21 protein-coding genes are annotated in these 21101 nt (G+C 66.7%); 7 read left to right on the top strand and 14 right to left on the bottom strand.

Annotated elements, in window-relative coordinates; all coding sequences use genetic code 11:
• The first annotated feature begins 10 nt into the window (after window positions 1-10).
• Window positions 11-841 carry a heme ABC transporter ATP-binding protein gene (locus SB786_RS18775; protein WP_410728752.1) on the top strand — a complete coding sequence of 277 codons (831 nt, stop codon included), beginning with the start codon at window positions 11-13 and terminating at the stop codon, window positions 839-841.
• Between the two features lie 39 nt (window positions 842-880).
• Here SB786_RS18775 and SB786_RS18770 read toward each other — a convergent pair whose 3' ends face one another.
• On the bottom strand, window positions 881-1492 hold the full coding sequence (locus SB786_RS18770; protein WP_410728751.1) for a trimeric intracellular cation channel family protein: 612 nt from the start codon (window positions 1490-1492) through the stop codon (window positions 881-883).
• Window positions 1493-1500: 8 nt separating this feature from the next.
• A complete protein-coding gene (locus tag SB786_RS18765; protein WP_410728750.1) occupies window positions 1501-3627 on the bottom strand; it encodes a penicillin-binding protein 1A in 2127 nt (708 codons plus the stop codon).
• Between the two features lie 214 nt (window positions 3628-3841).
• Between SB786_RS18765 and SB786_RS18760 the strand changes: the two genes are divergently transcribed.
• Both SB786_RS18760 and SB786_RS18755 read left to right on the top strand, forming a co-directional pair.
• Complete coding sequence (locus tag SB786_RS18760; protein ID WP_410728749.1) at window positions 3842-4636, top strand: aminoglycoside phosphotransferase family protein; 795 nt, start codon at window positions 3842-3844, stop codon at window positions 4634-4636.
• A gap of 280 nt (window positions 4637-4916) precedes the next feature.
• On the top strand, window positions 4917-6653 hold the full coding sequence (locus tag SB786_RS18755; RefSeq protein ID WP_410728748.1) for a P-loop NTPase fold protein: 1737 nt from the start codon (window positions 4917-4919) through the stop codon (window positions 6651-6653).
• Between the two features lie 269 nt (window positions 6654-6922).
• Here the strand turns inward: SB786_RS18755 and SB786_RS18750 are convergent, their stop codons facing one another.
• The 5 genes from SB786_RS18750 to SB786_RS18730 all read right to left on the bottom strand — a co-directional run bounded on the left by SB786_RS18750 (window position 6923) and on the right by SB786_RS18730 (window position 10906).
• Window positions 6923-7759, bottom strand: coding sequence for a bifunctional allantoicase/(S)-ureidoglycine aminohydrolase (locus tag SB786_RS18750; protein ID WP_011659737.1), 837 nt, complete (start codon window positions 7757-7759; stop codon window positions 6923-6925).
• 697 nt (window positions 7760-8456) lie between these two features.
• A complete protein-coding gene (locus tag SB786_RS18745) occupies window positions 8457-8894 on the bottom strand; it encodes a hypothetical protein (RefSeq protein WP_011659738.1) in 438 nt (145 codons plus the stop codon).
• A 369-nt stretch (window positions 8895-9263) separates the two neighbouring features.
• Window positions 9264-9923, bottom strand: a complete 660-nt coding sequence (locus SB786_RS18740) for a methyltransferase family protein (RefSeq protein WP_410728747.1) — start codon at window positions 9921-9923, stop codon at window positions 9264-9266.
• 165 nt (window positions 9924-10088) lie between these two features.
• Window positions 10089-10253: a hypothetical protein gene (locus SB786_RS18735; protein WP_006760791.1), complete on the bottom strand. Its 165-nt coding sequence runs from the start codon at window positions 10251-10253 to the stop codon at window positions 10089-10091.
• A 233-nt stretch (window positions 10254-10486) separates the two neighbouring features.
• Complete coding sequence (locus SB786_RS18730) at window positions 10487-10906, bottom strand: HIT family protein (RefSeq protein WP_006760790.1); 420 nt, start codon at window positions 10904-10906, stop codon at window positions 10487-10489.
• A 254-nt stretch (window positions 10907-11160) separates the two neighbouring features.
• Here SB786_RS18730 and SB786_RS18725 point away from each other — a divergent pair, with 254 nt between their 5' ends.
• Window positions 11161-12564, top strand: coding sequence for a serine hydrolase domain-containing protein (locus SB786_RS18725; protein ID WP_410728746.1), 1404 nt, complete (start codon window positions 11161-11163; stop codon window positions 12562-12564).
• 71 nt (window positions 12565-12635) lie between these two features.
• Here the strand turns inward: SB786_RS18725 and SB786_RS18720 are convergent, their stop codons facing one another.
• The 4 genes from SB786_RS18720 to SB786_RS18705 form a co-directional block, all read right to left on the bottom strand.
• The gene (locus tag SB786_RS18720) at window positions 12636-13259 is read right to left on the bottom strand and encodes a glutathione S-transferase family protein (protein WP_410728745.1); all 624 of its coding nucleotides are present in this window, start codon (window positions 13257-13259) and stop codon (window positions 12636-12638) included.
• 140 nt (window positions 13260-13399) lie between these two features.
• Entirely contained in the window at window positions 13400-13870 is a 471-nt protein-coding gene (locus SB786_RS18715; protein ID WP_006750625.1) for a DUF2269 family protein, read from the bottom strand.
• Window positions 13867-15120 carry an SDR family oxidoreductase gene (locus tag SB786_RS18710; protein ID WP_410728744.1) on the bottom strand — a complete coding sequence of 418 codons (1254 nt, stop codon included), beginning with the start codon at window positions 15118-15120 and terminating at the stop codon, window positions 13867-13869. Before SB786_RS18710 ends, SB786_RS18715 begins: the two co-directional genes overlap by 4 nt.
• 142 nt (window positions 15121-15262) lie before the next feature.
• A complete protein-coding gene (locus SB786_RS18705) occupies window positions 15263-15796 on the bottom strand; it encodes a GbsR/MarR family transcriptional regulator (RefSeq protein WP_006760784.1) in 534 nt (177 codons plus the stop codon).
• 206 nt (window positions 15797-16002) lie between these two features.
• Between SB786_RS18705 and fabV the strand changes: the two genes are divergently transcribed.
• A complete protein-coding gene (gene fabV, locus SB786_RS18700; protein ID WP_410728743.1) occupies window positions 16003-17205 on the top strand; it encodes an enoyl-ACP reductase FabV in 1203 nt (400 codons plus the stop codon).
• 58 nt (window positions 17206-17263) lie between these two features.
• Here fabV and SB786_RS18695 read toward each other — a convergent pair whose 3' ends face one another.
• Window positions 17264-17968 (bottom strand): SDR family oxidoreductase, encoded by a 705-nt coding sequence (locus tag SB786_RS18695; protein WP_410728742.1) that lies wholly within the window; start codon window positions 17966-17968, stop codon window positions 17264-17266.
• 300 nt (window positions 17969-18268) lie between these two features.
• Here SB786_RS18695 and SB786_RS18690 point away from each other — a divergent pair, with 300 nt between their 5' ends.
• A complete protein-coding gene (locus tag SB786_RS18690) occupies window positions 18269-18853 on the top strand; it encodes a TetR/AcrR family transcriptional regulator (protein WP_410728741.1) in 585 nt (194 codons plus the stop codon).
• Window positions 18854-18891: 38 nt separating this feature from the next.
• On the opposite strand, the gene SB786_RS18685 is transcribed toward SB786_RS18690, so the two are convergent.
• Window positions 18892-19470 (bottom strand): hypothetical protein, encoded by a 579-nt coding sequence (locus SB786_RS18685; protein WP_410728740.1) that lies wholly within the window; start codon window positions 19468-19470, stop codon window positions 18892-18894.
• A 166-nt stretch (window positions 19471-19636) separates the two neighbouring features.
• Complete coding sequence (locus SB786_RS18680) at window positions 19637-20167, bottom strand: GNAT family N-acetyltransferase (protein ID WP_410728739.1); 531 nt, start codon at window positions 20165-20167, stop codon at window positions 19637-19639.
• A gap of 119 nt (window positions 20168-20286) precedes the next feature.
• Between SB786_RS18680 and SB786_RS18675 the strand changes: the two genes are divergently transcribed.
• Window positions 20287-21101: RNA-guided endonuclease InsQ/TnpB family protein (locus tag SB786_RS18675; protein ID WP_410728877.1), on the top strand; the 815-nt coding region annotated here is incomplete at its 3' end.

Raw genomic sequence — 21101 nt, 5'->3', positions numbered from 1 at the left:
CACGACGATCATGCTGACTGCCCACCACCTCGACGTCGCCCGCCGACACAACGTCATTCTGCGCGACCTGTCGCTGTCGATCGAACCCGGCCGCGTGACCGCGCTGCTCGGCCGCAATGGCGCGGGCAAGAGCACGCTGCTGAAGACCTTCGCCGGCGAACTGACCGGCAGTGTCGCGCCGAACGGCGTGCGCGTGACGGGCGACGTCACGCTGAACGGCGAACCGCTCGCGCGCATCGATGCGCGGCGTCTCGCGTGCCTGCGCGCGGTGCTGCCGCAGGCCGCGCAGCCGGCGTTTCCGTTCAGCGTCGACGAAATCGTGCTGCTCGGCCGCTATCCGCATGCGCGGCGCGGCGGCGCGCGGCATGTGATCGCACACCGCGATCGCGACATCGCGTGGCAGGCGCTCGAACGCGCGGGCGCCGATGCGCTCGTTGGTCGCGACGTGACGACCTTGTCCGGAGGCGAACTTGCCCGCGTGCAGTTCGCGCGCGTGCTCGCGCAGCTGTGGCCGGACGACGATGCGATGGAAGCCGGGCCGCGGTACCTGCTGCTTGATGAACCGACCGCCGCGCTCGATCTCGCGCATCAGCACCGCCTGCTCGATACCGTGCGCGCCGTTGCGCGCGAATGGCGGCTCGGCGTGCTCGCGATCGTCCACGATCCGAATCTCGCCGCGCGGCACGCGGATACAATCGCGATGCTCGCGGACGGCACTATCGTCGCGCACGGCACGCCGCGCGATGTGATGACACCCGCCCATATCGCGCGGTGCTACGGATTCGCGGTGAAGATGGTGGAAACCGGCGACGGTGCGCCACCGGTGATGGTGCCGGCATGAAGCCGCTGCGTGCCGGGCGATCGCTGGCCGCACTATCACTCAATGCCCGACGTCCGCCGCCCCGAAGGACCGCATCTTCCATCCGAGCCGCACGGCAAGCATCCGCATCGTGAAACCCGTTGCCAGCGCAACCACCGTCGCGAACCCTGCATCGATGTCGAGATACTGCATCCCGACATACAGCGCACCCGTGACCAACGCGACGCTCGCATACAGCTCCTCGCGCAAAATCAGCGGCATCTCGTTGCACAGCAAATCTCGCAGCATCCCGCCGCACACGCCGGTGATCACGCCGGCCAGCACGACGATGATCGGCGAGGTGCCCGTCGACGCGCCGATGTCGCAACCGATGATCGTAAACGCCGCGAGGCCGATCGCATCGACGGTGACGAACAGCGCCTTCATGCGCGCGACGTGCCGCGCGGCCCACGACGCGACGGTCGCCGCGGCGAGCGTGATCACCAGGTACTCGGGACGCGCGATCCAGCCGAGCGGATAGTGGCCGAGCAGCACATCGCGCACGGTGCCGCCGCCGAGCGCGGTCACCGCGCCGACGAGCGCGAGCCCGAAGCGGTCCATCCCGCGCCGCATTCCCATCAGCGCGCCCGACATCGCTTCCGCGACGATCGCAATCAGATAAAGCGTATGCATCGCGCGCCTCAGTCCTCGGTACGGAACAGGTCAAGCACGCGTTCGCGCTCGGCCGCATCGACGGCCGCGGGCATCGGCTCGCCGCGCTTGCCGTGCGCGTCCGGCGCGTCCGGCGCATCGGATGCCGGCGCGCCGCCGCACGCGAAGCGGCTACGGATGTACGGCGGCACGTCGGCGGTGCAGGTGCCGCGCGTGTATTCGGCGTACACGAAATCGCCGTCGACGAGCGCGAGGTCCTGCGGCGGCGTTGCGTCGACCGGTGTGCGTCCCGCAACCGCCGTCTTCATGTAGTCGAGCCAGACCGGCAGCGCGAGCGTCGCGCCGGTCGCGCGCCCCATCGATCGCGGCGTGTCGTATCCGAGCCACGCGACCGCGACGATGCCCGACGAGTAGCCCGCGAACCACACGTCCTTCGAGCCGTTCGACGTGCCGGTCTTGCCGGCCGCGTCGTCGCGGCGCAGCGCGAGCGCGCCGCGCGCGGTGCCAGCCCGCACGACGTCGCGTAGCATGCTGTCCATCACGAACGCATTGCGCGCCGACACGACGCGCGTGCCGTCCGGCGCCGGCGCGTCGTACAGCGCGCCGCCGTGACGCTGCTTCACCGACAGGATCAGCCGCGGCACCATCCGCCTCCCGCCGTTCGCGAACACGCCGTACGCGCTCGCGAGTTCGAGCGGCGTCACGGCACCCGCGCCAAGCGCGAGCGGCAGCGACGCCGGATTGCGCTGCGCGTCGAAACCGAAGCCCACCGCGTGCTGCTGCACGTAGCGTGCGTCGGCGGCCTGCATCAGGCTGACCGCGACGAGGTTCTTCGAGCGCACGAGCCCGCGCCGCACCGGGATGAAGCCCTCGTAGCGGTTGCCGTAATTGCGCGGACGCCACGGCCGCGCGCCGGTTTCCGCATGCGTGAGCGTGCGCTGCGTATCGTCGACCAGCACGCCCGGGAAATAGCCCTTCTCCAGCGCGGCCGAATAGACGAACGGCTTGAAGCTCGACCCCGGCTGCCGATACGCCTGCAATGCGTGGTCGAACACGTTGCCGTTGAAATCCGCGCCGCCGACGAGGGCCAGCATGTCGCCCGTCGCCGCATCCAGCGATACGAGCGCGCCTTCGAGCCCGTTGCGCGCATCGCGCTTCGCGCGTGACTGCCGGCTCAGCGTGCGATCGAGCGCAGCTTCGGCCGCGCGCTGATCGCGCATCGAAATCGTCGTCGTCACGTCGAGGCCCAGCGTGTAGGCGTCGTCATGGAATCGCTCGACCATCATCCGGCGCGCGCGCTCCGCGACGTACGGCGCCGCGATGATGCCGGGCGGCGGCGTGGTCGCGAGCGCGATCGGCGCGTCGACGGCCGCGCGATACGCCGCATCGTCGAGCTCGCCGAGCGCGTGCATGCGGCCGAGCACGTAGTTGCGCCGCGCGGTCGCGCGTGCCGGATTGACAACCGGGTTGAACGCGGACGGCGCCTTCGGCAGCCCGGCGAGCACGGCCGCCTCGCCGGCGCTCAGCGCGTCGAGCGGCTTGCCGAAATAGACGTTCGCGGCCGCCGCGAAACCGTACGCGCGCTCGCCGAGATAGATCTGGTTCATGTACAGCTCGAGCAGCTTGTCCTTGCCGTATTCGCGCTCGAGCTTGATTGCCATCAGGATCTCGGCGAGCTTGCGGCTCAGCACCTTGTCGCGCGTCAGGTAGAAGTTGCGCGCGACCTGCATCGTGATCGTGCTGCCGCCCTGCCCCGGCTGCCCCGTCACGAGGTTCGCGAACGTCGCGCGCGCGAGGCCGCCGACATCGATCGCGCCGTGCTGATAGAACTTCGCGTCCTCGGCCGCGAGCAGCGCGTGCCGCATCAGCGGCGGAATGCGTTCGAGCGGCACGAACTCGCGGCGCTCGACGCCGTATTCGGCCAGCAGCTCGCCGTCACGCGAGAAAATCCGCAGCGGCAGCGCGGGACGGTAAGCGGCCAGATGTTCGACGGACGGCAATTGCGTCCAGATGCGGTGGATCGTCCATGCGCCGATGCCCGCGCACGCGAGCGTCAGGCCGAGCAACGCGCCGGCGAGGATGCGCCATGCACGGCGGCGCTGCGATGCGGGAGGCGGCGCCGGTGGCGGCGGAGGGTTGGCGGTGTGGTCGGTCATGCGGGCTCCTTCTTCGATGCGGCGACCGCGGGCGCTCGAGTGGCGCCCATCGGTCACGGAAGGCGCGCATTGTCGAAGGGATGCCGGAATACCGGAACATTCTTTAGCCAAAGTTTGGCTGGCTAAATTTTATTCAGGAAAGGATGCGCATGGCCGGCGGCGGGGCCGTCGAACCCCGCTGCGGATGAGCCGGTTCGCCTGTACCATCGTCCGCATGTTCGACACGTACCTGCGCCTGTGGGATCTCGTTCCCGACGGCGGCCCGATCCTGACCGCGAGCGGCGGCGTGCTGCCTGTCGTCTGGCGCGCGCGGCCAGCGATGCTGAAAGTCGCCACCTGCGACGAAGAGCGCCGCGGCAATGCGCTGATGACCTGGTGGAACGGGGACGGCGCCGCACGCGTGTGGCTGCACGACAGCGACGCGGTGCTGCTCGAGCGCGCGCAGCCGGCGCCGACGCTCGCCGGCCTGTCCGCCGCGGGCCACGACGACGATGCGATCCGGATCGCGTGCGCTGCCGTCGCGCGGCTGCATGCGCATCGCGCCCCGGCGCCGCCCGCGGTCGTGCCGCTGCACGACTGGTTCTACGCGCTGCTGTCGCACGACACGGACGACGACGTGCTGCGCCATTCGGCCGCGACGGCGCATCGGCTGCTGGCCGTGCAATCCACCGACGAAGTCGTGCTGCACGGCGACATCCATCACGGCAACGTGCTGCACTTCGGCGATCGCGGCTGGCTCGCGATCGACCCGAAGGGTTTGCGTGGCGACCGCGCGTTCGACTACGCGAACCTGTTCTGCAATCCCACGCACGACATCGCGGTGGATCCCGCGCGCTTCGCGCGTCGCGTCATGCTGGTCGCCGAGGCGGCGCGGCTCGACCGCCGCCGGCTGCTGGAATGGATCCTCGCATGGGCCGGCTTGTCGGCAGTCTGGATGATGGAAGATGCGCTGCCGGCGGATACGCGGGTGGAGGTTGCGAGGCTGGCGGCGGGCGTGCTCGACGGATAGAAATACGGATCGCCCATGGGAACAGGGTCATCGTGAATTCTGGCGAACGCGGCCAAGACTGGCGGCGCTCGGCCATTTGTCGCCGGTCAAGAACGGCAGCTTTGGAGCGGCCCATAAACTCGCCGTGGCCCGGTGCTGGCTTAGAATTGAGATGTGACAACGCGTTTTCCTCGAATCTCGAAAAATCTTCGCAGGAGCTGGCTGGTAGAGTGCCCCAGTGATGCAACCCAAACGTCGTACGGGCGGGAGCGCCGGCTGGATTCAACACCGAATAAAGCAAATGACGATCGAACAATCTAAAACGCAGTTGATTTCGCTCATCGACAACGCCGACCTAAAAGTCATCGCGCTGACAGGCGCATGGGGCACCGGCAAAACCCACCTCTGGAACGAGATTCGCAAAGACTCGCAGGACCCGATTGTCGAAGGCGCGCGCTACGTGTCCCTCTTCGGCTTGAAAGATATCAATCAGCTCAAGCTCAAGGTGGTCCAAAGCGCGCTCCCTGTAGGCGGTGAGAGCAGTTCGTTGACAGAAGGTCTGATGAAGACTTGGAAAGTCAGCGTCGACGCCTTGAAGAAGGTCCACGAGGGATTTTCGGCGCTCGACGAGCTTGCGCTGGTAGCGGTTCCTGTCGCCTTGCGCAACCGATTCGTAGTCGTCGACGACATCGAGCGCAAGCACGCCTCGTTGTCAGTTGACGAGGTCCTGGGCTTCGTCGACGAATACTCTCAGAATTTTGGTACGCGATTCCTCTTGATTCTCAACTCGGACCAGTTCTCCGCGCCGACCGATAGCGCGCTCTGGGCGGCGTTCCGGGAGAAGGTGATCGAAGAAGAACTTCGTTTCACGCCGACACCTGGGGAGGCGTTTGACATCGCGGTTCCGGACGTGAAAAGCCCTTACCGCGCGGCGACCAAGACTGCGGTGGACGCGTGCGGGATCACCAATATCCGGGTCATCCGTCAGGCTTACCGTCTTGTGGTACGACTCCTCGGCGCGACTGGGGACATGTCTCTCGCGATACAGGCACGAACTGTTCCCTCGATTGTGCTTATTTCTGCTCTTGCAAACAAAGCCATCAAGGATGGGCCGACTCTGGAGTATGTCGCAGGCTACAACCGAGGTTCTAGCGACTTTGTGAGGCGCTACCTCGAGCAGAAAGGCGATGCGTTTCAGGAGAAAGCCGAGGACCCAACACCAGCCGCATGGAAAGTCCTGCTGTCAAAGCTAGGGATCAATTCGTCTGACGAATTTGAGGAACTGGTTGTCGCCTTCGTTTGTGACGGAAGGCACGACGCAGAGGCGATTGAGGCCATCGTCCAAGGCTACCAACACAATGAGAATCGCAACGAATCTAGAAATCTCGCGCACGCATTCTTTGAACGTTTCAATTGGGACGTCACAGACTGCGAAAACGATCTCGTAGCTGATGCGGTCAAGCTCATCGCAAGAGTCGGCGACCTTGACGCCCACACTGTCACGGCGCTCGGGAAACAGGTGGCCGATCTACCTGGCGGTGCCAAACTTGAAGAAGCTTTGATTGATGATTGGTTGGCTCACTTCGCGACCATCGCAGACAAGACCGAATTCGGGGAATTACCGTTCCATCCGCCACTACACCCAAAACTTAAGGCAGCAATCGACGATGCGCGCGATGCTCGAATTCACAGTGCGACTGTCGTCGACGCCATCAAGCACCTTGTTGAGAGCAGCGGTTGGGGCCATCGGGAAGAAGCGGCGATGAGAGCCGCTACGATCGACGATTTCGAGACTGCGATGCGGACGTTGAAAGGTCTTGACTTCAAGCTTTTCGTACTTAAAAGTTTGGACATTCTCGAGCAGAACGAAATGTACGAGAAGCACTTCGGCCAGGCTGGGATGAATTTCTTGGAAGCATGCCGGCGCATCGCCAGAGCCGAGAAAGAGAACCGTTTCGGACGGTTGTTGCGAACATTGTTCGCAGAGAGCAAAGTTCCGGCGCTTTTGGCCAAGGGCGGAGTTGAAGCCAAGCCCTAGGTGTAGACAGCGGTCGCCTGCAATGCAGTGGTTACCAGGGCAACTGTCGGATCTCTAAGGGGCAGCCAACCTCCATCGAGAGCACGGACCTGCGGCGACATCGCCTTTGTTGCTCGACTGTACGAGCGTCCGCTTCCGGGCGCCCAAACCAGTACTGCCGATGTCGGCAACGGCTCGACAAGCAACCTCCCCGAAAATCCACAAATACCTGAAACAAAAAAACCCGCCAGCTTCCACCGGCGGGCTTTCCTATCCGACTTCCGCACCGCTCAGCGCCCCGGATTCAGCGTCAGGTTCATGTGACGGTTCACATCCTTGTACAGCAGATATCGGAACCGCCCAGGCCCCCCCGAATAGCACGCCTGCGGGCAGAACGCGCGCAGCCACATGAAGTCGCCCGCTTCCACCTCGACCCAGTCCTGGTTCAGGCGATAGACGGCCTTGCCTTCGAGCACGTACAGCCCGTGCTCCATCACGTGCGTCTCGGCGAACGGAATCACGCCGCCCGGCTCGAACGTCACGATGTTCACGTGCATGTCGTGACGCATGTCGCTCATGTCGACGAAGCGCGTCGTCACCCATGCGCCGTTGGTGCCCGGCATCGGGATCGGCTCGACGTCCTGCTCGTTGGTCACGAACGCTTCGGGCAGCGCAATGCCGTCGACGGCCTGGTAGTGCTTGCGCACCCAGTGGAAACGCACGGCGGCATCGCTGACGTTGTGCAGCGTCCAGTCGGCGCCCGGCGGAATGAACGCGTAGCCGCCCGGCTTCAGCGTGTGCTTGTTGCCCTGCAGCGTCAGCTCGGCCTCGCCTTCGACGACGAACAGCACGGCCTCGGCGTTCTTGTCCTGCTCGGGCTTGTCGCTGCCGCCGCCCGGGTTCACTTCGACGATGTACTGCGAGAAGGTTTCGGCGAAACCCGACAGCGGACGCGCGATCACCCACAGGCGGGTGTTGGTCCAGAACGGCAGCCAGCTCGTGACGATGTCGCGCATCACTCCCTTCGGAATGACCGCGTACGCCTCGGTGAACATCGCGCGATCGGTCAGCAGATCGGTCTGCGGCGGGTGGCCGCCATGCGGCGCGTAATACGTTGTCTTAGACATAAAGCATCCAGGCAATGGGTTGGTGCGGCCCCGGGTCGCAACGGCCAAGCGCGGCACGCGCGTGGGCACGCATGAGCGGCGGGACATCGTTGCCGGGGTGGCTTGAAAGCGCGAGCGCCTTCGTTCGGTCGGCCAGGCTTCGCGACGGGTCCGCCAGGTTCAGCGGGCGGGACGACCCATGCTTGTGGGTCCGGCGGCCGGGCCGCGGACACTCGCGGTCATGCGGCGAGGCACGGGGGACGGCACGGTTCGATTCCGTACGCGAGCAGCGTTGACGATAGCGAAGGCGATTCCGATCGACCAATTAAATGTTGCGATGACATCCATTCGATTTCGCACTACCCGGTAGCGCCCGGGATGGCCGGTGCCTGCGTGTCGCGCACGTTCGGTGCGTCAGGGAAATCCTGAGGGCGGACGGCGCCGCGTCGATCAGCAATATCGAATGACGTTGGCCGCACCTGGCCGGTTGCATGTCAATGCAATTGGCGATGTCGTCTATCAGCGGGAAAGGTACAGCGGGAGGGAATGTGCCAACCCGTCGAGCGGGGCCGGGCATGAACTGCGGAAGGGGATGAATGCCGCCGGTCTTGTCGGCGACGGCGGCCCGGCTGAGGCCGCCGGGCCGGCTGTCGGATCGGGTGCCGACGCGTCGCGCACGCCGGTGCGCGATTCGCGCACCGTGCCGCGCCCGCGGCGATCAGTCCCAGTCGCGGTGATGGCGATGCTTGCGGTGACGATAGCCGCGATCGCCGTGATCGCGCTCGTACGAGCTGCGCGACATGTTGCCGCCCAGCGCCGCGCCCGCGCCGCCGCCGACGGCCGCGCCCAGCAGGCCGCCCGTGCGGCCGCCCATTGCGTTGCCGGCCGCGGTACCCGCGCCGCCGCCGAGGGCGCCGCCGATGATTGCGCCGGTGCGCTCGCGACGGTTCGACGTCACCGCGCCGCCCGCGCCGCCGCCGATCGCGCCGCCGATGACGGAGCCGGTGCTGCCACCGACCGCGCCGCCGACCGCTGCGCCGGCAACCCCGCCGAGCGCGCCGCCAAGCGCATTGTTCAGGTCACCGGCCATTGCCGGCAATGCGGTCGCGCCGGTCAGCACGGCGACGACGAGAGTGGGGGCAATTTTCTTCCACATTCCCGTATTCTTCCTTGTTCGCAATCTGGTTATTGAAGGTCCGCTCGATACGACCGATCTGAATCGATCGACGTCGATACCGGCATTGTGCCGAATCCCGGACCAATTCATTTCAATGAGCTTGCGGCGAAGAATAGCACCGCTCGTGCCCCGTTGCAGTCGACATTCTGGTAACAAGTTGTTTACCGAAACAGGACTCGGAAAGGCTTGCCGGAATCGCCGGCGAGGCCCGCCGGCAAAGGCTTCGCCAAGGATCGACCGGCCGCGGGGCCGGTGCGGGAAGCGTCGGCGTCGCAGGTTCGGACACAGGTGGCAACACATCGGCGCGCGCCGGGCGGCGCGGGCCGGCTCTCCGACAGCGAACGAGGGTCAATACACGCCCGGAAGTAGCCGCCACGTATGCGCGCAATACGCGTCGTATTCAGCGCCGAACTGCGCGCGCAGCAGCGCTTCCTCGGAACGGATGCGCGCAACGAGCGGCACCATCGTCAGCGCGACGAGCAGCAGCCCGACGCCCGAGCGGAACGCGAATGCCCAGCCGGCCGCGTTGACGATCAGGCCGAGATAGCTCGGGTTGCGGATCCTGCGATAGATGCCGTCCGTGACCAGCGTGTGGCCCGGCTGGATCGCGACGAGCCCGCTGAAGCGCTTGCCGAGCACGAACACGGGCCAGATGCGCAGCACGCCACCGGCGACATACAGCACGACGCCGAGCCAGCGCACCGTGTCGCCGCCGAAGGTCCACACGTCGAGCCGGTCGGTCAGTGCGGGCAGATAGGCGAGCAGGAATCCACTGGCCGCGAAGGCCGGAAGCACCCAGCGGTTGTCGCGGTCCTCGCGTTCGCCGGCGCTCAGGTTGGCTTCGGTCAGCAACGCGGCGGCGGCCAGCGCGAGCGTCGCGACGGCGATGACGATCAGTTGCGGATGCGAAAAGAAGGCGGCGAACCCGCCGATGCCAAGCACGGCGAGCCCGAGGTAGACGAGCGCGGAGACGATCGACACGATTGCGACCTTGCGCGTAACGGCCATGGGTGCCTCGCCCGGAGTGGGTTTTCCTGTGAAGTATAGGAACCCGGGCGGCCGATGCGCACGCGCGTCGTCAAGCGGCGCGAAGCGTTGTTGCGGGAAGCGGCGGCGCGGCATCGAACGACACGGTCGATCGACGCGCGGGGCAGGCCCGCGCCCGCCGGCTGGTCAGCGAATGCGGAAGTTGCCGCCGATCCCGACACTGACGGGCGGTGCGTAATACGCCGGCGCATAGCCGTAATAGGCCGGCGCCGGTGCGTAGCCGTAAGGCGGCGCGACGTAGCACCCGGACAGGCCGCCGATCAGCGCGAACGTGATGAGAACTTTGTACATGGCTCGATTCCCGGCGAAGAGGACACAATGCATCTCGCGGCGGCCGGCACGACGGGGCGATCCGGCCTTCCTGTCGCTCGATGCGGTAATGCGCGGGAGTCTAGCGCCGGGGCCGGCGCAACGAGTTTCGTGACCGGTTACACGTGTTACGTCGCGTGACCGCTGAAACAGGTGCGTGCGGCGCGACAGCACACCGGCACTGGCGCCGCCCCGCATGACGAGCCGGGCACGCGTTACACGAAACGTTCACGGATACGCTGCGCGACCGATTCGAGCGCGGCCGCGTCGGCGATGTCGCGCGCGTGCAGCCGCAATTCGACACCTTCCCAGCGCGGGATCACGTGGAAATGCACGTGCGGGACCGTCTGGCCGGCCGCCGCGCCGTTGAACTGGCCGATGAACACGCCGTCCGGCCCGAGCGCCGCGCGCACGGCCGCCGCGACGCGCTGCGTCATGCGGATGCCGGCCGCGGCCGCATCGCCGGACAGCTCGAAGATCTGCGCGGCCGGCTCCTTGGGGATCACGAGCACGTGACCGTCGGCCTGCGGCATGAGATCCATGATCGCGAGGGTTGCGTCGTCTTCGGCGACCTTCACGCACGGCAGTTCGCCGCGCAGGATCCGGGCGAACGGGTTGTTGTTGTCGTAGGACATGGCGTTTTCCGATTTTTCCGATGGGCGGTTTGACTGGGAACGATGCCGGACGATTATCGGCCGACGGGCGGCCGGATTTCAACTTGTCGGTACGAACCCGCACGATCGACACATGCGATTCGCACACGCCGGGCAGCATGTCGCCCGAGCGACGCCGCCCGGCGTCGTCACTCCCCCGCGATTGCCACCGCTTGCCCGAACCTGCGACACTGCCGGATCGTTGCCGGCCGGCACGCCACCGAGGATGCTCGCGCATGACGATCCCCTTCAAATCGCTGATCCTGCGCGGCGTCGCAGTCGCGCTCGTCGCCGCGCTCGGCTACACCGGCTACATGCTGTCGCGGCTCGCCCCGATCGCGACGGGCTATGCCGCGAAGGCGTTGTGTTCCGGCGTGTTCGTGTCAGGCCGTCCGGCCGCGTCGGTAATCGACGTCGACATCATGGCCGGCGTGCATCCGCTGCTGAAACTGGTGCACCCGTCGCTCGATCCCGAGCATCATCGCGCGGTCGCGACGTTCGCCGGTTTCGCGCGACGCGAGGCGGATTTCCGACCCGGGCTCGGCTGCACGCTCGCGCTCGGGCCGTCGCCCGGCATGCTGCCGGCCGCGCTGCCGCCCGTCGCCGATCCACCGCCAGCGAACGATGCGGCGCCGGCCGCACCGCCCGCCGGCATCGACCTACGCAAGCTGCACGCCGCGCTCGACCGCGCGTTCGACGAACCCGATCCGGCGCGGCCGCGGCGCACCCGTGCGGTCGTCGTGATGTGGCGCGGCCACGTGATCGCCGAACGCTATGCACCCGGCTTCACGGCCGACACGCCGCTGCCCGGCTGGTCGATGACAAAGACCGTGACGGCCGTGCTCGCCGGCGTGCTGGTCGCGCAGCACAAGCTGTCGCCGGATGCGTCGTCGCTGCTGCCCGAATGGCGCGCCAGCGGCGATGCACGCGCGGCGATCACGCTCGACGAACTGCTGCGGATGACGAGCGGCCTGGAATTCAACGAAGACTACGACGACCCGCTGTCCGACGTCGCCGTGATGCTGTTCACGCAGCCCGACACCGCGCGCTTCGCGTCTGCCAAGCCGCTCGCCGCGCAGCCCGGCACGCAGTGGCACTACTCGAGCGGCACGAGCGCGATCGTCGCGCGCGTGATGCGCGAAGCGCTGGGCGGCACCGAGGCCGACTACCTCGCGTTTCCGCGCCGTGCGCTGTTCGAGCCGCTCGGGATGCGCAGCGCCGTGTTCGAGCCCGATGCGGCCGGCACGCTCGGCAGCTCGTCGTACCTGTATGCGAGTGCGCACGACTGGGCGCGCTTCGGGCAGCTTCTGCTGCAGGACGGGGTGTGGAACGGGCAGCGGCTGCTGCCGGAAGGCTGGGTGCGCTACCTGACGCGCGCGACGCCGCAATCGACGCACCAGGAATTCGGCGCGCATTTGTGGGTGAAGGTGCCGGAGCCGTTCAACGATCGCGATCCGCATGCGAGCGCGATGCCCGCCGACGCGTTTCATGCGGTCGGTCATGAAGGCCAGTTCGTGAGCGTGGTGCCGAGCCGCGAGCTGGTGGTCGTGCGGCTCGGATTGTCGCGGCCGGAATCCGCGTGGAACCACGAGGCCTTTCTCGCGCGCGTGCTCGACGCCGTACCGGCATCCGGCCCGTGACGTAACGTGACATGCCGTGGCGCGGCGGCAGTCGCACCACCCCGCCCGCCCCGCGCGCGACTTGCGCTGCGTTACGGGTTCGCGCTGCCCGCGTACTGTTTGAAGCCGTCGCGCGTCGCAAGACGCTCGATGTAGCGCTTCACCGCCGGGAAGTCCGGATGCTCGAACGGCGTGCCGAACCAGCGGTTCACCGACAGGCCGATCGGAATGTCGGCGAGCGTGAAGTGGTCGCCGGCCACGAATGCGCCGGTCGCTTCGAGTTGCGCGTTCAGCACCTGCATATGCTTCGTCCAGCCCGCGATCGACTGCGCGATCGTCGCCGGGTCCTGGTGATCGGGCGACTTGCGCACGAGGCCGAGGAACGCGCCGACCCACGAACGATTCAGGTCCGAGCCTTGCCAGTCGATCCACTGATCGACCCGCGCGCGCGCCTGCGGCTCGGCCGGATAGAGCGCGTCGCCGCCGTAGCGGTTCGCGAGATAGCGGATGATCGTGTTCGACTCCCACAGCACGAAGCCGTCGTCCTTGATGACGGGCACGAGGCCGTTCGGATTCAGCGCGAGATAGGTCGGGTCGTTGGTCGTGCGAAAGCCCGCGCCCCAGTCTTCCTGCTCGAACGGCAGATTGAGTTCGGTGCACAGCCACAGCACCTTGCGCACGTTGATGGACGGAATCTTGCCGAGGATGTGCAGCATGCAGGCTCCTTGTGAGGTCGAATGCGAAGCGTCCGGGATGCCCGAAACGGCCCGAACGCGCTCCCGTCGAATTTATACACGAGCGCGCGTAAATCGACAGGGCTGCACGCGAAATCGGCGTTCGCGGCCCGCCGCCCCGCTTACATCGGCTTGAGCACCATCAGGAAATAGACCGTCAGCATCGCGAAGAACGCCGGATAGCCGAGCAGCTCCCAGCGCTTCGCATAGCGCCAGTAGCGCGCCGGCAGCGTGGCCTCGCCGTTCGCATGCGCGAGGTTCGCCAACGCGGCCAGCTCGATCTGCAGCCACACCACCGGCAGCCAGCACGCGCCCGCGATCGCATACAGCACGATCGACGCGACGAGCCACGGCGTATGCCACGGCCAGCCGGCCGTATGCGCGAGCCACAGCCCGGACGCCGGCTGGAAGATCACGGCCGGTGTCGTGAACCACCAGTCCGCGCGCACCACGAGCCGCGATACGGCGGCGATCGCGGGCACCGAGCGCGTGCGGTTCGCGAAGAACAGGTAAAACGCGGTGCCGAAGCCCGTGCCGACCATCAGCACGGAGGACAGGATGTGAAGCGCCTTGATGACGAGATAGGTATTCATGGCTGTTCTTCTTCTGAAAACAGGATCAACAGGATCGCGAGAATCGGCACGTTCTTGATCACGGGGCCGAACGGTTCGGCCAGCAGGCCGGGCATCGTGACCGCGATGACGGCCGAATACGCGACGATCAACGCGGCTTGCGCAGCCCACAGACGGCGCGACGGCGCGGCGACGGTCGCCACCCCGAACGCGAAGTCCAGCGCGGAGGCGGCGTAGAGGGCGATCAGCGCGGGCAGCCCGGTGAGGTGCGCGCGGGCGAGCATCGCAAGGCTGTCGCTCTGCGGGTGAACGAACGCGCTCACGATGGCCGTCCAGATCCAGACGATCGCAAGCGCGCCGAGCAGCAGCGGCCGCCGCCACATCGCGAGCGCGTCGCGGCGCAGCGTGAGCGCGTCGGCGCCGATGAAACTGCGCAGGCCGCGCGGCGGCCGGCCGAGCACGGCCGCCAACGCCGCGGGATCGCCGGTGTTGCCGCCGCGCAGCATCGTCCACGTGTCACGGGTCAGCATCGCGCCCGGCAGCGTGCCGAACAGCGCGGCCGCCGCACCGACCAGCGGGCCCGGCAGCGCAATGCGGGCTGCCGGCGGGAAGCCCAGCGCGGCGCGATAGCCGCTCAGCATCTCGCGGTACTCGACTTCATCAGCGCCGACCGCGTCGATCACAGAATTGCCGGCCGCCGGCGAAACGACGAGCCGCGCGACGAGTTCGGCGAGATCGTCGACGTGCACGGGGCGCAGCCGTTGATGGCCGCCCGCCGGCAATGCGTGCACGGGCAGGCTCGCGAGCATCCGGAAGAACCGCGCCGACGTGCCGGCCGCGCCGTAGACGAGCGCGGGGCGCACGATCCGGTAATCGAGCGGCAGCGTCTGCAGGAAGGTGTCGGCTGCGTACTTGCTGGCGAAATACGGCGTGTCGCCGCGCTCGACGCCCAATGCCGAGATCTGGATCACGCGCCGCACGCGGGCGCGGCTGCATGCCGTGAAGAGCGCGCAGGGCGCCGCGCGATGCACGGTGTCGAGCGTCGCATCGCGCCGGTCGGTGAGGATCCCGACCGCGTTGATCACGACGTCGACGCCGTCCAGCCGGGCCAGCCACGCGTCGGCATCGATATCCGTCGCGAAATCGATCGCGACATCGCGCGGGCCAACCGCGTGCCGCACGCCGCGCAGCACGCGATGGCCGCCGGCTTCCAGCCGCGCGCACAACGCCTGCCCGATGAACCCGTTCGCGCCGCAGACGAGGATGTTCATGTCCCACTCCGCGGTGCGGCGTGCCGGCGGATCGACAGCAGGGCCTCGTTCATTTTTCATCCTCTATTTACTGTTGTTTCTGCAATGACAGAAACAACGACTTCGAAAAAAGCGGGCTGCGCGCCCGCACTTCCGATCCTGCTTACTTCGACGACTTGCGCCTGACCGTCTGGCTGATCTTCGCGCCGATCCCGAGCGCCTTCATCAGCGTGTCGGGCTTGAGCCGCAGCATTTCGTCCGACCAGGTGGTGAGCGTCTCGACGAACTGCAGCGTGTCGCGGATGCGCTGTTCGGTCTCGCGGCTTTCGTCGGCGATCTCGGGGCTCGTCAGGCAATCGCGCAGCACCGTGAGCGTCGGTTCGATCTCGCGCTGCCGCCGCCCTTCGACGATCAGCTTGAACAGTTCCCAGATGTCGGTCGACGTCTCGAAATGGTCGCGGCGATCGCCCAGCACGTGCACGACCTTCGCGAGCCGCCACGCCTGTAGCTCCTTCAGGCTCGTGCTGACGTTGGAGCGCGCGACGTTGAGCGTCTCGGCGATCTCGTCGGCGGCCACCGGGCGCCCGGCCAGGTACAGCAGCGCGTGAATCTGCGAGACAGTGCGGTTGACGCCCCATCGCGAGCCCATTTCGCCCCAGTGGAGAATGAATCGTTCGGCAATCGGTGTGAGTTCCATGTCGGGAAATTTAGTTTTTTTGAGTTATTTCTGTCAAGAGAGAAATAACTGTCGGCGACGAGAACCGCCGTGGCGGTGGCTCGACTCCCGGGCGATTGCGACTCCCGTCACCGCCCGCCTTTCCCGCCGTGCCGGCCCGCTTCCATTACAATGCGCGGGATTTTTCCGATTTCAGGCCGTTCGCGCCTTTCTGACTAGAGGTTCCCATGATCATCAAACCGCGCGTGCGCGGCTTCATCTGCGTGACGACTCATCCGGTCGGCTGCGAAGCCAACGTCAAGGAACAGATCGACTACGTGACTTCGCATGGCCCGATCGCCAACGGCCCGAAGAAGGTGCTCGTGATCGGCGCGTCGACCGGCTACGGCCTCGCCGCCCGGATCTCGGCCGCATTCGGCTCGGGCGCGGACACGCTGGGCGTGTTCTTCGAGCGCGCCGGCAGCGAAACGAAGCCGGGCACCGCCGGCTGGTACAACAGCGCCGCGTTCGAGAAATTCGCCGCCGAAAAGGGGCTCTACGCGCGCAGCATCAACGGCGACGCATTCTCCGACAAGGTGAAGCAGGTCACGATCGACACCATCAAGCAGGATCTCGGCAAGGTCGACCTGGTCGTCTACAGCCTCGCGGCGCCGCGCCGCACGCATCCGAAGACGGGCGAAACGATCAGCTCGACGCTGAAGCCGGTCGGCAAATCGGTCACGTTCCGCGGCCTCGACACCGACAAGGAAGTGATTCGCGAAGTCTCGCTCGAGCCGGCGACGCAGGAAGAGATCGACGGCACCGTCGCCGTGATGGGCGGCGAGGACTGGCAGATGTGGATCGACGCGCTCGATGAGGCCGGCGTGCTGGCCGATGGCGCGAAGACGACGGCGTTCACGTATCTCGGCGAACAGATCACGCACGACATCTACTGGAACGGCTCGATCGGCGAAGCGAAGAAGGATCTCGACAAGAAGGTGCTGTCGATCCGCGACAAGCTGGCCGCGCACGGCGGCGATGCGCGCGTGTCGGTGCTGAAGGCCGTCGTCACGCAGGCGAGTTCGGCGATTCCGATGATGCCGCTCTACCTGTCGCTGCTGTTCAAGGTGATGAAGGAACAGGGCACGCACGAAGGCTGCATCGAGCAGGTGTACGGGCTCCTGAAGGACAGCCTGTACGGCGCGACGCCGCACGTCGACGAAGAAGGCCGTCTGCGCGCCGACTACAAGGAGCTCGATCCGCAAGTGCAGGGCAAGGTCGTCGCGATGTGGGACAAGGTCACGAACGAGAACCTGTACGAGATGACCGACTTCGCCGGCTACAAGACCGAATTCCTGCGTCTGTTCGGCTTCGAGATCGCCGGCGTCGACTACGACGCGGACGTGAACCCGGACGTGAAGATCCCCGGCATCATCGACACCACGGTCTGACGGCACAACCCGCCGCCGCGCTCACGGTGCGGGCGGCGGGTTCGCCCTGCCGGCGGCGTCAACGCGGCGCCGGCTCTTCCAGATAGACGCCCGACGACAGCGTGGCCTTCACCTGCCGCGTGAATTCGTCGGTCGACACTTCCTCCGCCCCTGCCTCGATGGCGTCGTACGCCTGGCGCACGACGTCGGCCGGCGTGGCTTTCGGCACGTCGAGGCCGGCCGTCAGGTCGGTATCGATGAAGCCGGCATGCAGCCCGACCACCTGCGTGCGCTGCTCGCGCAGCGAATGCCGCAGCCCGTTGGTCAGCGCCCATGCGGCCGACTTCGACACGCCGTAGCCCGACAGGATCGGCCGGTTCACCCAGCTCGCGACCGACAGCACGTTCAGGATCGCGCCGCCGCCATGGCCGGCGAGCGTTGCCGCGAATGCGCGCGACATCGCCAGCATCCCGAACACGTTGGTTTCGAGGTGATCGCGCAGCGCATCAACCGCGCCGTCGTCGGTCAGGCTGCCGAGCCGCGCGATGCCTGCGTTGTTGATCAGCAGCGTGACGTCGCGTGCGGCGTCGGCGGCCGCGGCGACCGCCGACGGATCGGTCACGTCGAGCTTCACGGGCACCACGCCCGGCAGCGTCACGCTGGCCGGATCGCGCGCGCCCGCATAGACCTTCCGCGCCCCGCGTTCGAGCGCCTGCTTCGCGAATTCGAGCCCAAGCCCGCGGTTCGCGCCCGTGACGAAAACGACTGCACCTTCGATCTTCATGACCCTTCCTTTCCTCGTGTGAATGAAACCATGCCGCCATCGCGTACCGAGCCGTTGCACGGCCGGTACCGGATCGCAAGCTCGTCCCGCTGCCCGCGCTCCGCTGCACCCAGACCCGGCCCGACCTCCATCCGTGCGCCGCGCGTCGCTTCGTTTCGTTTGCGAAGTCGGCTACACTGGATGTCAATGTCGATCACCCTTGTCTTTACGATGCATTGTGTCAGCGCGTCTTGACCACGTCAATGGTGGTCACCATTGTGTTTTTCAATCGATGTAATTGCCGGAATGAGGGAGGGATCGATGGGCGTCTCGAGACAACAGGCCGCCGACAACCGCAACGCGATCGTCGCGGCCGCCGAGCGGCTGTTCCGGGCGCGCGGTGTCGACGCGGTCGGCTTGACAGAACTGATGAAGGAAGCCGGTTTCACGCAGGGCGGTTTCTACAACCACTTCAAATCGAAGGACGCGCTGGTCGCCGCGGTGATGGAAAAGGCGATGCAGGACCGCGCGGATTCGCCGAGCGCCGCCAGCGTCGCGCAACAGGTGACGTCGTACCTGTCGACCGCGCATCGCGACAACGTCGAAGCCGGCTGCCCGCTGTCCGGCTTCGCGGGCGACGCGCCACGCCTGACCGACGCGGCACGCGCGTGCTACGCGCACGGCGTCGCCGCGTATCTCGACCGGCTGGAACGGATGGTCGCAGCGGAAGGCCCGGCCGCGGCGGACACGCGCCGCGACGCGATCGCGATGTTCAGCCAGATGGTCGGCGCGCTCGTGCTGTCGCGTGCGGTCTCCGGCACCGATCCGGCGCTGGCCGACGAAATCCTCGATGCGGGGCGGCGCACGCTCGCCGGCCAGCCCGACGATCCGGCCGTGCCGGCGTAACGACATGGCGGCACGGCGGGCGCGAGTCATGCGAAGCGCTATTCCACCGCCCGTGCGGCGTCCCACAGCGGCTGCCGGCCCAGCGCCGCATGCCACGCGCCGAAGCGCGTGCGCCACGACTCGAACGGCTCCGGCAGCGGATGACGCGGATCGTCGCTGAGCGCATACGCCATCCCTTCGATCAGCCAGCGCGGCTTGGTCACGACCGCGAGGTTGCCGAGCACTTCGGCCTGACGGTGGTGGATCAGTTCGTGCGCGAGAAAGTAAGTCTGCCAGCCGCGCGGCGCGACGACCACGCCGAAATCTCCAAGAGTGAGTGCCGCGCGTTCGCCGAGGCCGAACTTGTCCGCACACTCGCGCGTCGAGCAGAACACGACGCGCGGTGCGTCGCGAAACGGGCCCACGGCCGCCGCCGCGCGCGCGTAGCCGTCGCGATAGCGCTGCCGCGCGACGCCGAGCTGCGCGGCATCGTCCGTGCAGATGTCCGCGCGCGGACATGACACGCCGGGAAGCAGCGCGGGCGCGACGACGCGCAGCGGCTTGACGAGCGCGTACGCGGCGATCGGCAGCGCGACGAGCAGGCCCGTGAGGGTGAAGGCGACGTGGGAGCGTTTCATCGAGGCGACGATTCCGTGGGCGTGCTGGTGGGTGTTTCCGGCACGAATATATCGGAGCCGCGACGCCGCCGGCCGGCTTTTCCGTTCCGCCCGGCTTCCGGCCCGCGGCCGCGCGCCGCCGCACGCGCATCGATCGCGAACCTCGCCGCGATCGCATCCCGCGCCGTTACACGAGCTGCTTGTAAAAATACGTCGTCGCGCACAACCCACCGTCGGGCATCAGCGCATAGTTCGGCACGACGCCGACGCGATGCCAGCCGGCCCGCTCGTACAAGCGCTCGGCATCGCCGCCCGTCACGGTGTCGAGCACCAGCACGGTCTTGCCGGCGTCGCGCGCGGCTTCGTCGGCGGCCGCCATCAACCGCGCGGCGACGCCCTGCCGGCGTGCATGCCGGGACACCAGCATCTTCGCGACGTCAGCGCGATGCGGCTGGTTCTCCGGCTGCGCGGTCACCAACTGCACGGTGCCGACGATCCGGCCGGCGGCGTCCTCGGCGACGAGCAGGATGCGCTCGCCGTTCGCGACGCCCTCGGCGACGCGCGTCCAGAACGCGACGGCCGTCGAGCGCTCGATCGGCAGCATGAAGCTGACGGACGCGCCGCCTTCGACGCAATCAATCAGTACGTCGGCCAGCGCGTCGATGCAGGCATGCGCTTCGCTCGCGTCGACGCGGCGGACGGTAACGGATTCGGTCATCAGAATTTGGTCCGAGAAACCCCGCTATTTCCCCCAAGGGGACTTCCTTCGGGGCGGATGGCGGGAAGGAAATGAGTGCTGTTGACAGGCAGCTTCTTCCGCGGGTTAGGATCACCTGCATGATTCTTGTCTACCGCTACCGCGTGAAGTCGCTCAACGGACTGCTTAACAAGCAGAGCCGTGCGGTGAACTACGTCTGGAACTTCTGCAACGACACGCAGAAGCACGCGCTCAAGTGGAGCAAGAAATGGCCGACGGGATTTGATCTGAACGTGCTGACCACCGGTAGCAGCAAAGAACTCGGCATCCACTCCGGCACGATCAACGCGACGTGCGAGCAATACGCGAAGTCGCGTAGTCAACGCCGTCGGCCCTTCCTGCGCTATCGCGGCAGGAAATCTCTTGGCTGGGTGCCGCTGAAAGGTCGTGATCTGAAGCGCGACGGCGACGCATTCCGTTTCGCCGGCAATACCTTTCGCGTATTCAATAGCCGCCCGCTTCCTGAAGGCAAGATCAAGGACGGGACCAATTTTGCACAGGATGCGCGCGGCAACTGGTTTCTCAACATCGTGATCGAGATGCCCGATGTTCAGGCCCGCCCGGTCCGATCCGGTGTCGGCATCGATCTCGGCCTGAAAGACTTCGCCACACTTTCGACCGGCGAAAAGCTGCCTAACCATCGGTTCGGTCGATGCGCGGCCGAGAAGCTCGCGAAAGCGCAACGGGCGCGAAAGCACAAGCAGCATATCGCGAAGCTGCACGCCAAGGTCACGAATGCCCGTGCCGATTTCCAACACAAGCTCGCGCTCGATCTGGTGCGGCGTTTTGATTACATCGCGGTCGGCAACGTGTCGGCCGCGAAGCTCGCCAGAACCAGGATGGCGAAGAGCGTCTACGACGCATCCTGGTCGTCCTTCCGAAACAAGCTCCGTTA

Source organism: Burkholderia sp. SIMBA_062, from assembly GCF_046534765.1.
GTDB classification, from domain to species: domain Bacteria; phylum Pseudomonadota; class Gammaproteobacteria; order Burkholderiales; family Burkholderiaceae; genus Burkholderia; species Burkholderia ambifaria.
The sequence above is the reverse complement of the archived record's forward strand: the minus strand, read 5'-3'. Positions and strand labels throughout refer to the sequence as shown.

Coding starts and splice junctions, on each gene's coding strand:
- SB786_RS18775 (WP_410728752.1), top strand. CDS start 11: ATGCTGACTGCCCACCACCTCGACGTCGCCCGCCGACACAACGTCATT.
- SB786_RS18770 (WP_410728751.1), bottom strand. CDS start 1,492: ATGCATACGCTTTATCTGATTGCGATCGTCGCGGAAGCGATGTCGGGC.
- SB786_RS18765 (WP_410728750.1), bottom strand. CDS start 3,627: ATGACCGACCACACCGCCAACCCTCCGCCGCCACCGGCGCCGCCTCCC.
- SB786_RS18760 (WP_410728749.1), top strand. CDS start 3,842: ATGTTCGACACGTACCTGCGCCTGTGGGATCTCGTTCCCGACGGCGGC.
- SB786_RS18755 (WP_410728748.1), top strand. CDS start 4,917: ATGACGATCGAACAATCTAAAACGCAGTTGATTTCGCTCATCGACAAC.
- SB786_RS18750 (WP_011659737.1), bottom strand. CDS start 7,759: ATGTCTAAGACAACGTATTACGCGCCGCATGGCGGCCACCCGCCGCAG.
- SB786_RS18745 (WP_011659738.1), bottom strand. CDS start 8,894: ATGTGGAAGAAAATTGCCCCCACTCTCGTCGTCGCCGTGCTGACCGGC.
- SB786_RS18740 (WP_410728747.1), bottom strand. CDS start 9,923: ATGGCCGTTACGCGCAAGGTCGCAATCGTGTCGATCGTCTCCGCGCTC.
- SB786_RS18735 (WP_006760791.1), bottom strand. CDS start 10,253: ATGTACAAAGTTCTCATCACGTTCGCGCTGATCGGCGGCCTGTCCGGG.
- SB786_RS18730 (WP_006760790.1), bottom strand. CDS start 10,906: ATGTCCTACGACAACAACAACCCGTTCGCCCGGATCCTGCGCGGCGAA.
- SB786_RS18725 (WP_410728746.1), top strand. CDS start 11,161: ATGACGATCCCCTTCAAATCGCTGATCCTGCGCGGCGTCGCAGTCGCG.
- SB786_RS18720 (WP_410728745.1), bottom strand. CDS start 13,259: ATGCTGCACATCCTCGGCAAGATTCCGTCCATCAACGTGCGCAAGGTG.
- SB786_RS18715 (WP_006750625.1), bottom strand. CDS start 13,870: ATGAATACCTATCTCGTCATCAAGGCGCTTCACATCCTGTCCTCCGTG.
- SB786_RS18710 (WP_410728744.1), bottom strand. CDS start 15,120: ATGAACATCCTCGTCTGCGGCGCGAACGGGTTCATCGGGCAGGCGTTG.
- SB786_RS18705 (WP_006760784.1), bottom strand. CDS start 15,796: ATGGAACTCACACCGATTGCCGAACGATTCATTCTCCACTGGGGCGAA.
- fabV (WP_410728743.1), top strand. CDS start 16,003: ATGATCATCAAACCGCGCGTGCGCGGCTTCATCTGCGTGACGACTCAT.
- SB786_RS18695 (WP_410728742.1), bottom strand. CDS start 17,968: ATGAAGATCGAAGGTGCAGTCGTTTTCGTCACGGGCGCGAACCGCGGG.
- SB786_RS18690 (WP_410728741.1), top strand. CDS start 18,269: ATGGGCGTCTCGAGACAACAGGCCGCCGACAACCGCAACGCGATCGTC.
- SB786_RS18685 (WP_410728740.1), bottom strand. CDS start 19,470: ATGAAACGCTCCCACGTCGCCTTCACCCTCACGGGCCTGCTCGTCGCG.
- SB786_RS18680 (WP_410728739.1), bottom strand. CDS start 20,167: ATGACCGAATCCGTTACCGTCCGCCGCGTCGACGCGAGCGAAGCGCAT.